General features: G+C 71.5%; 14 protein-coding genes. 13 read left to right on the plus strand and 1 reads right to left on the minus strand.

Annotated elements, in window-relative coordinates; translation table 11 throughout:
• The first annotated feature begins 8 nt into the window (after positions 1–8).
• From ACZ4WQ_RS33615 to nusB, 13 genes are all read left to right on the plus strand, one after another.
• Positions 9–338: a DUF6167 family protein gene (locus tag ACZ4WQ_RS33615; RefSeq protein ID WP_398375452.1), complete on the plus strand. Its 330-nt coding sequence runs from the start codon at positions 9–11 to the stop codon at positions 336–338.
• Positions 338–3022, plus strand: a complete 2685-nt coding sequence (gene alaS / locus ACZ4WQ_RS33620) for an alanine--tRNA ligase (protein WP_398375454.1) — start codon at positions 338–340, stop codon at positions 3020–3022. Before ACZ4WQ_RS33615 ends, alaS begins: the two co-directional genes overlap by 1 nt.
• A complete protein-coding gene (ruvX, locus tag ACZ4WQ_RS33625) occupies positions 3019–3492 on the plus strand; it encodes a Holliday junction resolvase RuvX (protein ID WP_311725910.1) in 474 nt (157 codons plus the stop codon). The genes alaS and ruvX overlap by 4 nt, the downstream gene beginning before the upstream one ends.
• A gap of 96 nt (positions 3493–3588) precedes the next feature.
• Positions 3589–5457 carry an endolytic transglycosylase MltG gene (gene mltG / locus ACZ4WQ_RS33630; RefSeq protein ID WP_398375455.1) on the plus strand — a complete coding sequence of 623 codons (1869 nt, stop codon included), beginning with the start codon at positions 3589–3591 and terminating at the stop codon, positions 5455–5457.
• Positions 5458–5463: 6 nt separating this feature from the next.
• Positions 5464–6312, plus strand: coding sequence for a shikimate dehydrogenase (locus ACZ4WQ_RS33635; RefSeq protein WP_398375457.1), 849 nt, complete (start codon positions 5464–5466; stop codon positions 6310–6312).
• 128 nt (positions 6313–6440) lie between these two features.
• The gene (gene aroC / locus ACZ4WQ_RS33640) at positions 6441–7625 is read left to right on the plus strand and encodes a chorismate synthase (RefSeq protein ID WP_311725812.1); all 1185 of its coding nucleotides are present in this window, start codon (positions 6441–6443) and stop codon (positions 7623–7625) included.
• A 44-nt stretch (positions 7626–7669) separates the two neighbouring features.
• Positions 7670–8152 carry a shikimate kinase gene (locus ACZ4WQ_RS33645; RefSeq protein ID WP_358846311.1) on the plus strand — a complete coding sequence of 161 codons (483 nt, stop codon included), beginning with the start codon at positions 7670–7672 and terminating at the stop codon, positions 8150–8152.
• Complete coding sequence (gene aroB, locus ACZ4WQ_RS33650; RefSeq protein WP_398375459.1) at positions 8149–9243, plus strand: 3-dehydroquinate synthase; 1095 nt, start codon at positions 8149–8151, stop codon at positions 9241–9243. The genes ACZ4WQ_RS33645 and aroB overlap by 4 nt, the downstream gene beginning before the upstream one ends.
• Positions 9240–9680 carry a type II 3-dehydroquinate dehydratase gene (gene aroQ / locus ACZ4WQ_RS33655; protein ID WP_311725815.1) on the plus strand — a complete coding sequence of 147 codons (441 nt, stop codon included), beginning with the start codon at positions 9240–9242 and terminating at the stop codon, positions 9678–9680. Before aroB ends, aroQ begins: the two co-directional genes overlap by 4 nt.
• A gap of 150 nt (positions 9681–9830) precedes the next feature.
• The gene (locus ACZ4WQ_RS33660; RefSeq protein ID WP_398375461.1) at positions 9831–10763 is read left to right on the plus strand and encodes a Pro-rich N-terminal domain-containing protein; all 933 of its coding nucleotides are present in this window, start codon (positions 9831–9833) and stop codon (positions 10761–10763) included.
• 91 nt (positions 10764–10854) lie between these two features.
• Positions 10855–11970 carry an aminopeptidase P family protein gene (locus tag ACZ4WQ_RS33665; protein WP_311725817.1) on the plus strand — a complete coding sequence of 372 codons (1116 nt, stop codon included), beginning with the start codon at positions 10855–10857 and terminating at the stop codon, positions 11968–11970.
• 59 nt (positions 11971–12029) lie between these two features.
• Entirely contained in the window at positions 12030–12596 is a 567-nt protein-coding gene (efp, locus tag ACZ4WQ_RS33670) for an elongation factor P (protein WP_311725818.1), read from the plus strand.
• A gap of 2 nt (positions 12597–12598) precedes the next feature.
• Positions 12599–13051, plus strand: a complete 453-nt coding sequence (nusB, locus tag ACZ4WQ_RS33675) for a transcription antitermination factor NusB (RefSeq protein ID WP_311725819.1) — start codon at positions 12599–12601, stop codon at positions 13049–13051.
• A 138-nt stretch (positions 13052–13189) separates the two neighbouring features.
• Here nusB and bldD read toward each other — a convergent pair whose 3' ends face one another.
• Positions 13190–13690, minus strand: coding sequence for a transcriptional regulator BldD (gene bldD / locus ACZ4WQ_RS33680; protein ID WP_014056259.1), 501 nt, complete (start codon positions 13688–13690; stop codon positions 13190–13192).
• Between the last annotated feature and the right edge of the window lie 168 nt (positions 13691–13858).

A 13858-nucleotide genomic window follows, 5' to 3' on the forward strand; every position in this document is an offset into this window, starting at 1 on the left:
AGACCGGAATGTTCCGCCGCACGTTCTGGTTCACCACCGGGGTCGCAGCCGGTGTGTGGGCCACCACCAAGGTCAACCGCAAGCTGAACCAGCTGACCCCCGAGAGCCTGGCGGCGCAGGCCGCCGACCGGGCGGTGCTGGCGGGGCGGCGGATCAAGGTCTTCGCGCTCGACGTACGCGAGGGCATGGCCGACCGGGAGGCGGCGCTCAAGGACGCCCTCGGCCTGAGCGCGGCGCCCCCGCGGGACCGGAAGCAGCTGCCCGCTCAGCGCGGACGCGCCCAGCTCACGCAGAATTACTTGTACAACCACCCAAAAGCCGGAAATGAGGACCACTGATGGAGTCGGCTGAAATCCGCCGCCGCTGGCTGCGCTTCTTCGAAGAGCGCGGGCACACCGTCGTGCCGTCGGCGTCGCTCATTGCGGACGACCCGACGCTGCTGCTGGTCCCCGCGGGCATGGTCCCCTTCAAGCCGTACTTCCTGGGCGAGGTGAAGCCGCCCTTCGACCGCGCCGTCAGCGTGCAGAAGTGTGTGCGCACGCCGGATATCGAAGAGGTCGGCAAGACCACCCGCCACGGCACGTTCTTCCAGATGTGCGGCAACTTCTCCTTCGGCGACTACTTCAAAGAAGGCGCCATAAAGCTCGCCTGGGAGCTGCTGACCACCTCCGTCGCGGACGGCGGCTACGGCTTGGAGCCCGAGAAGCTCTGGATCACCGTCTACAAGGAGGACGACGAGGCCGAGCGCATCTGGCGTGACGTCATCGGCGTCCCCGCCGAGCGCATCCAGCGCCTGGGCATGGGCCCGAACTTCTGGTCCATGGGCGTCCCCGGCCCCTGCGGCCCCTGCTCGGAGATCAACTACGACCGCGGCCCCGAGTTCGGCGTCGAGGGCGGCCCGGCCGTCAACGACGAGCGGTACGTGGAGATCTGGAACCTGGTCTTCATGCAGTACGAGCGGGGTGCGGGCGAGGGCAAGGAGGACTTCCCGATCCTCGGCGACCTGCCCTCCAAGAACATCGACACCGGTCTCGGCCTCGAACGCCTTGCGATGATCCTCCAGGGCGTCCACAACATGTACGAGACCGACAACCTGCGCGCCGTGATCGACAAGGGCACGGAGCTGACCGGCGTCGCCTACGGCGCCGGCCACGACTCCGATGTCTCGCTGCGCGTGGTCGCCGACCACATGCGCACCTCCGTGATGCTCATCGGCGACGGCGTCACCCCCGGCAACGAGGGCCGCGGCTATGTGCTGCGCCGCATCATGCGCCGCGCCATCCGCAACATGCGCATCCTCGGTGCCACCGAGCCGGTGGTCAACGAGCTCGTCGACGTCGTCCTGAAGTCGATGGGCCAGCAGTACCCGGAGCTGCTGACCGACCGCAAGCGCATCGAGACCGTGGCCCTCGCCGAGGAGGCCGCCTTCCTGAAGACGCTGAAGGCCGGCACCAACATCCTCGACACCGCCGTCACCGACACCAAGGCCGCCGGCGGCACGGTGCTCTCCGGCGACAAGGCGTTCCTGCTCCACGACACCTGGGGCTTCCCGATCGACCTCACCCTCGAGATGGCAGCCGAGCAGGGCCTCTCGGTGGACGAGGACGGCTTCCGCCGCCTGATGAAGGAGCAGCGGGAGCGGGCCAAGGCCGACGCCAGGGCCAAGAAGACCGGCCACGCCGACCTGTCCGCCTACCGCGAGGTCGCCGACACCGCCGGCTCGACCGTCTTCACCGGCTACACCGACACCGAGGGCGAGTCCACCGTCGTCGGCCTGCTGGTCGACGGCGTGCCCTCGCCCGCCGCCACCGAGGGCGACGAGGTGGAGGTCGTGCTCGACCGCACCCCGTTCTACGCCGAGGGCGGCGGCCAGCTCGCCGACTCCGGCCGGATCCGGCTGGACTCCGGCGCCGTCGTCGAGGTGCGGGACGTCCAGCAGCCGGTGCCCGGGGTCAGCGTGCACAAGGGCACCGTCCAGGTGGGCGAGGTGACCCTGGGCGCCGGGGCGTACGCCCAGATCGACGTCAAGCGTCGGCGCGCCATCGCCCGCGCCCACAGCGCCACCCACCTCACCCACCAGGCGCTGCGCGACGCCCTGGGCCCGACCGCCGCCCAGGCGGGTTCGGAGAACTCGCCCGGCCGCTTCCGCTTCGACTTCGGCTCGCCGGCCGCCGTGCCCGGCGCGGTCCTCACCGACGTCGAGCAGAAGATCAACGAGGTGCTCTCCCGCGAGCTCGATGTCACCGCCGAGGTGATGAGCATGGAGGAGGCCAAGAAGCAGGGCGCCATCGCCGAGTTCGGCGAGAAGTACGGCGACCGGGTGCGCGTGGTGACCATCGGCGACTTCTCCAAGGAGCTGTGCGGTGGCACGCATGTGCACAACACCGCCCAGCTGGGTCTGGTGAAGCTGCTCGGCGAGTCCTCGATCGGCTCCGGCGTGCGCCGGGTCGAGGCCCTGGTCGGCGTGGACGCGTACAACTTCCTGGCTCGCGAGCACACCGTCGTCTCCCAGCTCACCGACCTGGTCAAGGGTCGGCCTGAGGAGCTGCCGGAGAAGATCTCCGGGATGCTGGCCAAGCTCAAGGAGGCCGAGAAGGAGATCGAGCGGTTCCGCGCCGAGAAGGTTCTCCAGGCCGCCGCCGGGCTGGCCGCGGGCGCCAAGGACGTCCGGGGCGTGGCCCTGGTCACCGGCCGGGTGCCGGACGGCACGGCCGCCGACGACCTGCGCAAGCTGGTGCTGGACGTGCGCGGACGGCTGGGTCAATCGTCGGGGGCTGGTGACCGCCCGGCTGTCGTCGCCCTGTTCTCCGTCGCAGGCGGCCGCCCGGTGACCGTCATCGCCACCAACGAGGCCGCCCGCGAGCGCGGCATCAAGGCCGGCGACCTGGTCCGCGCCGCCGCCAAGACCCTCGGCGGCGGAGGCGGCGGCAAGCCGGACGTCGCCCAGGGCGGCGGCCAGAACCCCGAGGCCGTCGACGAGGCCGCCGCCGCCGTCGAGCGGCTCGTCGCGGAAGCGGCCTGAGCGCCGTGCGACGCGGCAGGCGCATCGCGATCGACGTCGGGGACGCCCGGGTCGGGGTCGCCTCGTGCGACCCCGACGGGATCCTCGCCACCCCGGTGGAGACCGTGCCGGGGCGGGACATCCCGGCCGCCCACAAGCGGCTGGTGGCCATCGTCGAGGAGTACGAGCCGATCGAGGTGGTGGTCGGCCTTCCCCGCTCGCTCAGCGGGCGGGAGGGGCCGGCCGCGGCCAAGGTGCGCACCTTCGCGCGGGAGCTGGCGCGCCGCGTCGCGCCGGTCCCGGTGCGGCTGGTCGACGAGCGTATGACGACGGTCACAGCGGCCCAGGGTCTGCGGGCTTCCGGCGTGACATCGAAGAAGGGCCGCGCGGTCGTTGATCAGGCGGCCGCGGTGGTCATTCTGCAAAGCGCACTGGAGACCGAGCGTGTCTCCGGGCGGGCGCCGGGCGAGGCCGTCGAAGTGGTCATCTGATCGCGATACGGTAACGTTCCGCGCGGCCAAGGCAGCCGTCGCCTGGCGTGAGAACGGGCGACTCCTCGGCTGCCGACGTGCGTCGCTAGGGGTTTGATGACTGACTACCGCCGGGGTACCGGCTCCCAGCCGTGGGATCCTGAGGACCCGCTGTACGGGGACCAGGGATGGGGCGGGCACCAGACGGTGGCCGGTCATGATCAGTACGCCCAGGGGACCTACGCGCAGGAGCCGCACGCCCAGCACGGCTCATACGGCCACGACGGCTACGACGGCTACGGCCAGGACCCTTACGGCCAGGGCGGCCAGCAGCAGGGTGGCCAGCAGGGGCAGTATCCGCAGCAGGGGTACGGGCAGGACGGCTACGGACAGCAGGGCTACGCCCAGGACCCGTACGCCGCTCAGGATCCGTATGGCCACGACCCGTACGCGCACCAGCAGTACCCTCAGGGCTACCCGCAGGATCCCCAGCAACAGCAACAACAACAGCCTCAGCAGCCCCACCAGCCGCACTGGGACGGCCACGACACCGGCAGCTACCCGCAGCAGGCCCAGCAGCCGCAGCAGCAGTACGGCAACGGCGGCTGGGAGGGCGGCCACGCCGCGCCCGGCGACCCTTACGGCGGACAACAGCAGGCCCCCCAGGAGCCCGTCGCGGCCCAGGTCCCGCAGGCCAGACAGGCCGAGCACGACCAACCCGACGAGCCCGACGACGACCACCCGTTCTTCCGGGACGACGACGGCGCGGGCGACACCCGCCGCGACGACCGGCCCGACCGCGGCGGCCGGGCCGGCCGTGACGACCGCGGCGACGACGAGTACGACGACGACTACGACGAGGATGAGGACGAGTCGCGCGGCGGCCGGGAGGGCCGCAACAAGCCCCCCAAGCGCCGCAGCGGTGTGGCCTGCCTGTTCGTGACCGTGGTGCTGGTCGGCGTCGTCGGCGGAGGCGGTTACTTCGCCTACCAGTTCTGGCAGAGCCGCTTCGGCCCGGCGCCGGACTACTCGGGCGACGGCAGCGGTGAGATCACGGTCGAGATCCCCGCAGAGGCGAGCGTGACCGCCATGGGGAACATCCTCAAGGACAAGGGCGTCGTGAAGAGCACCGGCGCGTTCATCGAGGCCGCCGACGCGAACCCGAAGGGCGGCAGCATCCAGCCCGGCTCGTACACGCTGCGCAAGCAGATGTCCGCGGCGGCGGCCGTGAAGCTGATGATCGACCCGGCGAGCAGCAACGGCCTGATCGTCACCGAGGGCATGCGCAACGCGCAGGTCTACGCCGCGATCGACAAGAAGATCGGCCTCAAGGCGGGCACGACCAAGGACATCGCGGCCAAGGAGGCCAAGAACCTCGGGCTGCCGGACTGGGCCGACGACAACTCCAAGATCAAGGATCCGCTGGAAGGGTTCCTCTACCCGTCCCGCTACAGCGTCGGCAAGGACGCCAAGCCCAAGGACGTCCTGCGGCAGATGGTCGCCCAGGCGAAGAAGAACTACGCCAACTTCGACATCGAGGGCAAGGCCAAGGACCTGGGCCTGAAGTCGCCGCTCGAACTCCTCACCGTCGCCAGCCTGGTCCAGGCGGAGGGCGTCACCCATGACGACTTCCGCCAGATGGCCGAGGTGATCTACAACCGCCTCGAACCCGGCAACACCCAGACCAATGGCAAGCTGGAATTCGACTCGACGTACAACTACATCAAGAACCAGAGCAAGATCGATATCTCGCTGCAAGAGATCAAGAACTACGACAACCCCTACAACACGTACTTCTACCGGGGGCTGACGCCGGGTCCGATCGGGAACCCCGGGGAGGACGCGCTGGTGGCGGCGACCAAGCCCACCAAGAGCGGCTGGTTCTACTTCATCTCGCTCGACGGCAAGACGACCAAGTTCACCAAGACGTACGCCGATCACCAGAAGCTCGTCGACGAGTTCAACCGGCAGCGCAAGAACAGCTGAGGAAAGATGTCGGAAAACCGCAGGGCCGCGGTGCTCGGCTCGCCGATCGCCCACTCCCTGTCCCCGGTGCTCCACCGCGCCGCCTACGAGAAGCTGGGCCTGGCCGGTTGGGCCTACGACCGCCACGAGGTGGACGAGGCCGCGCTGCCCGGCTTCTTCGAGCGGCTGGAGGAGACGGCGGGAGCCCGCCCCTGGGCGGGGCTGTCCCTGACCATGCCGCTCAAGCGCGCGGTCATCCCGCTGCTCGACGGGATCAGCGACACGGCGGCGTCGGTCGAGGCGGTCAACACGGTCGTCTTCACCGACGACGGCCGCCGGACCGGCGACAACACCGATATCCCGGGCATGGTGGCGGCGCTGCGCGAGCGCGGCGTGGAGCGGGTGGCGGGCGCCGCGGTGCTGGGCGCCGGGGCCACCGCCTCCTCGGCGCTGGCCGCGCTGTCCCGCGTCTGCGAGGGCGAGGTCACCGCGTATGTCCGCAGCGAGGCGCGGGCCGCGGAGATGCGGCAGTGGGGCGAGCGGCTGGGGGTGGCGGTCCGCACGGCGGACTGGGCCGACGCGGCCGAGGCGTTCCGCGCGCCCCTGGTGATCGCCACCACCCCCGCGGGCACCACGGACGAGCTGGCCGCAGCCGTGCCCGACCGCCCCGGTGCCCTCTTCGACGTGCTGTACGACCCGTGGCCGACGCGGCTCGCCGCCGCCTGGGCGGCGCGCGGCGGCGCGGTGGTCAGCGGTCTGGACCTGCTGGTGCACCAGGCGGTGCTCCAGGTCGAGCTGATGACGGGCCTGGCCCCGGCCCCCCTGACCGCGATGCGCGAAGCGGGCGAGGCGGCCCTCGCCGGGCGGGCGAGCTGAGTCCCGCCTGTTGGACCGGCGCTCGTAGGGCTTCTCGGACGTGGGAGGATCGGAGGTGGCGGGCCCGGGGCCGCGCGCTCCCCGAGGCCATGCCGCCGTACGTCGAGGCGCGAGCATGAGGAGCACCGTTGAGCAGGTTGCGCTGGCTGACCGCGGGGGAGTCGCACGGCCCCGCACTCGTGGCGACGCTGGAGGGGCTGCCCGCCGGTGTGCCGATCACCACCGACATGGTCGCGGACGCCCTCGCCCGCCGGCGGCTCGGCTACGGCCGCGGCGCCCGGATGAAGTTCGAGCGTGACGAGGTCACCTTCCTCGGCGGGGTCCGCCATGGGCTGACCCTCGGCTCCCCCGTCGCGATCATGGTCGGGAACACCGAGTGGCCGAAGTGGGAGCAGGTCATGGCGGCCGACCCGGTGGATCCGGAGGTGCTCGCCGGGCTCGCCCGGAACGCGCCGCTGACCCGGCCCCGCCCCGGCCACGCGGACCTGGCCGGCATGCAGAAGTACGGCTTCGACGAGGCCCGGCCGATCCTGGAGCGGGCCAGCGCCCGCGAGACCGCCGCGCGCGTCGCGCTCGGCACGGTCGCCCGCTCGTACCTGAAGGAGACGACGGGCATCGAGATCGTCTCGCATGTCGTGGAGCTGGCCGCGGCCAAGGCCCCGTACGGCGTGTACCCGACCCCCGCGGACGTGGAGCGGCTGGACGCCGACCCGGTGCGCTGCCTGGACGCGGACACGAGCGACGCGATGGTCGCCGAGATCGACCAGGCCCACAAGGACGGCGACACCCTCGGCGGCGTCGTCGAGGTGCTGGCGTACGGCGTGCCGGTGGGCCTCGGCTCGCATGTCCACTGGGACCGGCGGCTCGACGCCCGCCTGGCCGCCGCGCTGATGGGCATCCAGGCCATCAAGGGCGTGGAGGTCGGCGACGGCTTCGAGCTGGCCCGGGTGCCCGGCTCCGAGGCGCACGACGAGATCGTGCCGGGCGAGGACGGCGTCCGGCGGGCCACCGGCCGCTCCGGTGGCACCGAGGGCGGTCTGACCACGGGCGAGCTGCTGCGGGTGCGCGCCGCGATGAAGCCGATCGCGACCGTGCCGCGGGCCCTGGCCACCATCGACGTCGCGACCGGCGAGCCGACCAAGGCCCACCACCAGCGGTCCGATGTGTGCGCGGTGCCGGCCGCCGGCATCGTCGCGGAGGCGATGGTGGCGCTGGTCCTCGCGGACGCGGTCGCGGAGAAGTTCGGCGGCGACTCGGTCACCGAGACCCGCCGCAATGTGCGGGGCTTCCTCGACAACCTGGCCGTCAAGTGACCGGCCGGGGGGCGAACGGTCCGGCGATCGTGCTGGTCGGGCCCATGGGTGTGGGGAAGACCACAGTTGGGCGGGTGCTCGCCGAGCGGCTCGGCACCGGCTTCCGGGACACCGACACCGACATCGTCGAGGCGGCGGGCAAGCCCATCTCCGAGATCTTCATCGACGAGGGCGAGCCGCACTTCCGTGAGCTGGAGCGGCAGGCGGTGCGCGCCGCGGTCGCCGAGCACCGCGGCGTACTGGCCCTCGGCGGCGGCGCGATCCTGGACGACGGAACCCGCGCCCTGCTGGCCGACCTGCCGGTCGCCTTCCTGGAGATGGGCGTCGCCGAGGCGGTCAAGCGCACCGGCCTCGACGCGCCGCGCCCGCTGCTCGCCGTCAATCCGCGGCAGCGCTGGCGGGAGCTGATGGAGGAGCGCCGTCCGCTGTACACCGAGGTGGCCCGCGCGGTCGTGTCGACCGAGGGCCGCACCCCCGAGGACGTCGCCGACGCGGTCCTCGACGCACTGGAGCTGAAGGACGCATGAGCACCGACACCCCCACCCGTATCCAGGTCGGCGGCACCGCGGGCAGCGAGCCGTACGAGGTCCTGGTCGGCCACCGGCTGCTCGGCGAGCTGCCCGGCCTCATCGGCACGGCAGCCAAGCGCGTCGCCGTGCTGCACCCGGAGTCGCTGGCCGAAACCGGCGAGGCCATCCGCCAGGACCTCCTGGGCGAGGGCTATGAGCCCATCGCGATCCAGCTGCCCAACGCGGAGGAGGCCAAGACCGCCGAGGTCGCCGCGTACTGCTGGAAGGCGCTCGGCCAGACCGGGTTCACCCGCAGCGACGTGATCATCGGCGTCGGCGGGGGCGCCTCCACCGACCTCGCGGGCTTCGTCGCCGCGACCTGGCTGCGCGGGGTGCGCTGGATCGCCGTCCCGACGACCGTGCTCGGCATGGTGGACGCGGCGGTCGGCGGCAAGACCGGCATCAACACCGCCGAGGGAAAGAACCTGGTGGGCGCCTTCCACCCGCCGACCGGGGTGCTGTGCGACCTGGCCGCGCTCGACTCGCTGCCGGTCAACGACTACGTCAGCGGCCTCGCCGAGATCATCAAGGCGGGCTTCATCGCCGACCCGGCGATCCTGGAGCTGATCGAGGCGGACCCGGAGGCCGCCCGCACCCCCGCGGGGCCGCACACCGCCGAGCTCATCGAGCGCTCCATCCGGGTCAAGGCCGAGGTCGTCTCCTCCGACCTCAGGGAGGCCGGGCTGCGGGAGATCCTCAACTACGGCCACACCCTCGCCCACGCCATCGAGAAGAACGAGCGCTACAAGTGGCGGCACGGCGCGGCGGTCTCCGTCGGCATGGTCTTCGCCGCCGAACTGGGCCGTCTCGCGGGGCGGCTGGACGATGCCACGGCCGACCGGCACCGCGCGGTCCTGGGCTCCGTCGGCCTGCCGCTGACCTACCGCGGCGACCAGTGGCCCCGGCTGCTGGAGACCATGAAGGTCGACAAGAAGTCCCGCGGCGACCTGCTGCGCTTCATCGTCCTCGACGGTCTGGCCAAGCCCGCGGTGCTGGAGGGCCCGGACCCGGCCGTGCTGCTCGCGGCCTACGGAGAGGTGTCCGCGTGACCCGGAAGGTGCTCGTCCTCAACGGCCCGAACCTGGGGCGGCTCGGCAGCCGTGAGCCGGATGTCTACGGCGCCACCTCCTACGCCGGTCTGGTGGAGGAGTGCGCGAAGCTCGGCGCCGAACTCGGCTTCGACGTGGACGTACGGGAGACCAACGACGAGGGGGAGCTGATCCGCTGGCTGCACGAGGCGGCCGACGGTTCGATCCCGGTCGTCATCAACCCCGGTGCCTTCACGCACTACTCGTACGGCATGCGGGACGCGGCGGCGCAGCGCACCGCGCCGCTGGTCGAGGTGCACATCTCCAACCCGCACGCGCGGGAGGAGTTCCGTCACAACTCTGTCATCGCGGCCGTCGCCAGCGGCACCGTCGCGGGGTTCGGAATCGGTTCGTATCGCCTCGCTTTGCGTGCATTGGCGGACGAACTGGCCGGTTGACGGCGCTGGGCTGGGCACACACGGTATTCCCCGGCCGTTCACACAGCGGCGGCCGGGGCGGGTACCGTTCGGTTGGACCGGCCTCACCGCCGCCTCACCACGCGACAGTTGCCAGTACCAGACCGCCTGCACGAGACGGAGTGCCACCGGATGCAGCACTCAGTGGGAGCTCCGCTGCCGCCCCCCCATCAGCCCGGGCACGGGCCGGGCGCGGGCGGCGCCGGCTGGCCCCAGGGCACGAGCCCCCACCCGGGCCCCCCGCCGGCCCAGCACCCTGGCCCCCACCCGGCCCAGCACCCTGTCCAGCCCCCTGGCTCCCACCCCCCTGGCTCCCACCCTGCCCAGCCCCCTGGCTCCCACCCTGCCCACCCTGTTCCGCCCATTCCGCCGGCCCCGCTCCACCCGACCCCGGCCCCGCCGCCCATGGACCCGTCCGGGGCCACCGGCCACATCCAGCTCCCGCCCGGCGGCCCGGTGCCGCTGCCGCACCCGCCGACGGGCGGCGCGGCGGTGGCCGACGCCTCGCAGGCGGCGGTGGCGGTGCTGCTGATCGGCCCGGCCGGAGCGGGCAAGACGACCGTCGCGCGCCACTGGGCCGACCGCCGGCGGGTGCCGACCGCGCACATCAGCCTGGACGACGTCCGCGAGTGGGTCAGGTCCGGATTCGCCAACCCGCAGTCGGGGTGGAACGAGAACTCCGAGGCGCAGTATCGTCTCGCCCGCCGCACGTGCGGCTTCGCCGCCCGTAACTTTCTGGCCAACGGCATCTCCTGCATCCTGGACGACGCCGTCTTCCCGGACCGCCCGGTCGTGGGCCTCGGCGGCTGGAAGCGCCATGTCGGCCCCGGCCTGCTGCCCGTCGTGGTGCTGCCGGGCCTTGAGGTCGTCCTGGAGCGGAACGCGGCGCGCAGCGGCAACCGCCGGCTGAGCGACGAGGAAGTGGCCAGGATCCACGGCCGGATGGCCGGCTGGTACGGCTCGGGCCTGCCGATCATCGACAACTCCACCTACGACGTGGAGACCACGGCCCGGATGCTCGACGAGGTCGTCGCCCGCAGCATCGCCTCCCCGCCCAGCTGGTAGGCGCGCCCGGCCGGCAGGGCCGGGAAGGGCCGCTCACCCGCGGGGACCCGTCCGAACGGCCGCCCGGGGCGGCACCGCCTACGCTCGGAGCATGTCCCAGGCGTACGCGGCCCGACGTGCCCGACTGCGCGATCAGTGCGCGGCGGCGGGCAGTGAGGCCGCGCTGGTCTCCCGGCCCGCCAATGTGCGCTATCTGTGCGGCGCCGCCGTGCCGCCCGGCGCCGTGCTGCTGCTGGGGCCGGTCCAGGATGTGCTGGTGGCGCCGCTGACGCCGTCCTGGGAGCCGCTCCCCGGCGGCTCACCCCACCCCGAGGACCTGCGGATTCTGGTGCTGCCCGGCGAGAGCGGGGACCCGGCCGTGGCCGCCGCCGACCTGGCCGCCGCGGACGGCGCCGAGTCGCTGGCCGTCGAGGAGCACCATCTGACCGTGGCCCGCCACCGGGCGCTCGCCGCGGCCGTCCCGCCACTGCGCCTGGCGGATCTGGGCCGGGCCGTGGAGCAGCTGAGGCTGGTCAAGGACGAGGAGGAGATCTCCTGTCTGCGGATCGCCGCCGAGCTCGCCGACCAGGCGCTGGGCGAGCTGCTGGAGTCGATCCTGGTCGGCCGGACCGAGCGGCATCTGGCGCTGGAGCTGGAGCGCAGGCTGGTGGACCACGGCGCGGACGGCCCTGCCTTCCCCACGGTCGTGGCCACCGGTCCGAACTCGGGCCGGGCCGGGCACACGCCCACCGACCGGCGGGTCGAGGAGGGCGACTTTCTCACCATCGGCCTGGGCGCCGACTACCGCGGCTACCGCTGTGAGGTGGGGCGCACCTTCGTGATCGGCCCGTCGCCCGCCACCTGGCAGGTGGAGCTGTACGACGCGGTGTTCGCGGCGCAGCGGGCCGGACGGGAGGCGCTGGTGCCGGGCGCGGCCTGCCGGGATGTGGACCGGGCGACCCGGCAGGTGCTGGAGTTCGCGGGGTTCGGCGAGGGGCTGGCACGGCGGATGGGACACGGCGTGGGCCTGGAAATCGACGAGGACCCTCGGCTGGCACCCGCGGCCATGGGTAAACTGGACGCTTGTGTGCCGGTCACTGTCGAACCGGGGGTCCACCTCCCGGGCCGGGGCGGTGTCCGGATCGATGACACGCTCGTCGTCCGCTCCGAGGCGGACGGCGGACCCGAGCTACTCACCATTACGACCAAGGAGCTGCTCGCGCTCTGACTGTGGAGCGTCGCATCTTTCTGGTTTCCACCAGCTGTAGTCCAGGAGATCCCGCAACCGTGGCATCCACGAACGACCTCAAGAATGGCCTGGTGCTCAAGCTCGACGGGGGCCAGCTCTGGTCCGTCGTCGAGTTCCAGCACGTCAAGCCCGGCAAGGGCCCTGCTTTCGTCCGCACCAAGCTCAAGAACGTGCTGTCCGGCAAGGTGGTCGACAAGACCTTCAACGCCGGCGTGAAGGTCGAGACGGCAGTTGTCGACAAGCGCGGCATGCAGTTCTCGTACAAGGACGGCGAGAGCTTCGTGTTCATGGACATGGACACCTTCGATCAGATCTACATCAGCCCCGAGGTGGTCGGCGACAACGCCCGCTATCTGCTCGAGGGCTTCGAGGCCGTCGTGGCGATGTACGAGGGCAACCCGCTGTACATCGAGCTGCCGGCCGCGGTCGAGCTGGTGATCGAGTACACCGAGCCGGGCGTCCAGGGCGACCGCTCCACCGGCGGCACCAAGCCCGCCAAGCTGGAGACCGGCTATGAGATCGGTGTCCCGCTGTTCATCACCACCGGTGAGAAGATCAAGGTCGACACCCGTTCCGGTGAGTACCTCGGTCGGGTGAACAACTAACCGTGGCCGCCCGCAACAAGGCCCGCAAGCGTGCCTTCCAGATCCTTTTCGAGGCCGATCAGCGTGGCACCTCCGTGCAGACGGTCCTCGCGGACTGGATCCGGCACGCCCGGACCGACGACCGGCAGCCGCCGGTCAGCGAATACACGATGCAGCTCGTCGAGGGGTACGCCCAGTACACGGCCCGGATCGACGAGCTGATCTCCACCTACGCGGTGGGTTGGACGCTGGACCGGATGCCGGTCGTCGACCGGAACATCCTGCGGCTCGGCGCCTACGAACTGGTGTGGGAGGACGAGACCCCGGACGCGGTGGTGATCGACGAGGCGGTGCAGCTCGCCAAGGAGTTCTCCACCGATGACTCGCCGGCCTTCGTCAACGGGCTCCTGGGCCGCTTCAAGGAGCTGAAGCCGAGCCTGCGCAGGGGCGAGCAGGAGTCCTCCTCGGAGGCCTGAGCGCACACGCACAGAGCGCACCAAGCCGCCGGGGGCGGTGGAACCGGATGGTCCCACCGCCCCCGGCGGCACGTTTCTGCTGGTCGTTGACGTTATCTGATGGCTCTGCCGACAACTCCCAAGAGGCCGCGCGCGGCGTCAGACGTCCTCGTGCTGGACGGCCCGGCGCGCATCCGCGCCCAGCACACCCCAGCTGATCAGCTGCTCGGTGAGCACCGAAGGCGACTGGTCGTAGATCACGGCGAGGGTGCGCAGGTCGTCCTGGCGGATCGACAGCACCTTGCCGTTGTAATCACCGCGCTGGCTCTGGATCGTGGCGGCATATCGCTGGAGCGGGCCCGCCTTCTCGACCGGCACATGGGCCAGCCGCTCGAGGTCCAGCACCAGCTTGGGCGGAGGCTCTGCGGCCCCGGCCGGGCTGGTGCCCGGGAGAAGCTCCTGGACCGGGACGCCGTAGAAGTCGGCCAACTCGGCGAGGCGCTGCACGGTCACGGCACGGTCCCCGCGCTCGTACGAGCCGACCACGACGGCCTTCCAGCGGCCCTGGGACTTCTCCTCGACACCGTGAAGGGAGAGGCCCTGCTGGGTGCGGATGGCACGGAGCTTGGCTCCGAGCTGTTTGGCGTATTCGCTGGACATAAAGCTCCCCGGACGAAGACTGGTAACTCACTGTGAGGTTACGCAGCGTAATCTCCATTCGTCAAGCCGAACGGTGCGCAGGGGCCACCGCCAGGGGTGATGCCGGGCCGCCGGCCCACCCCTGCTAATGTGAATGGCGCAAATCCGACGTCCTTTAAGGTCCGTCCC

Source organism: Streptomyces sp. NPDC028305 (assembly GCF_055569495.1).

What these genes read in the sequence shown, in the direction of transcription:
- ACZ4WQ_RS33615 (WP_398375452.1), top strand. Translation starts at nt 9, where the DNA reads ATGTTCCGCCGCACGTTCTGGTTCACCACCGGGGTCGCAGCCGGTGTG.
- alaS (WP_398375454.1), top strand. Translation starts at nt 338, where the DNA reads ATGGAGTCGGCTGAAATCCGCCGCCGCTGGCTGCGCTTCTTCGAAGAG.
- mltG (WP_398375455.1), top strand. Translation starts at nt 3,589, where the DNA reads ATGACTGACTACCGCCGGGGTACCGGCTCCCAGCCGTGGGATCCTGAG.
- ACZ4WQ_RS33635 (WP_398375457.1), top strand. Translation starts at nt 5,464, where the DNA reads ATGTCGGAAAACCGCAGGGCCGCGGTGCTCGGCTCGCCGATCGCCCAC.
- ACZ4WQ_RS33645 (WP_358846311.1), top strand. Translation starts at nt 7,670, where the DNA reads ATGGGTGTGGGGAAGACCACAGTTGGGCGGGTGCTCGCCGAGCGGCTC.
- aroB (WP_398375459.1), top strand. Translation starts at nt 8,149, where the DNA reads ATGAGCACCGACACCCCCACCCGTATCCAGGTCGGCGGCACCGCGGGC.
- ACZ4WQ_RS33660 (WP_398375461.1), top strand. Translation starts at nt 9,831, where the DNA reads ATGCAGCACTCAGTGGGAGCTCCGCTGCCGCCCCCCCATCAGCCCGGG.
- ACZ4WQ_RS33665 (WP_311725817.1), top strand. Translation starts at nt 10,855, where the DNA reads ATGTCCCAGGCGTACGCGGCCCGACGTGCCCGACTGCGCGATCAGTGC.
- bldD (WP_014056259.1), bottom strand. Translation starts at nt 13,690, where the DNA reads ATGTCCAGCGAATACGCCAAACAGCTCGGAGCCAAGCTCCGTGCCATC.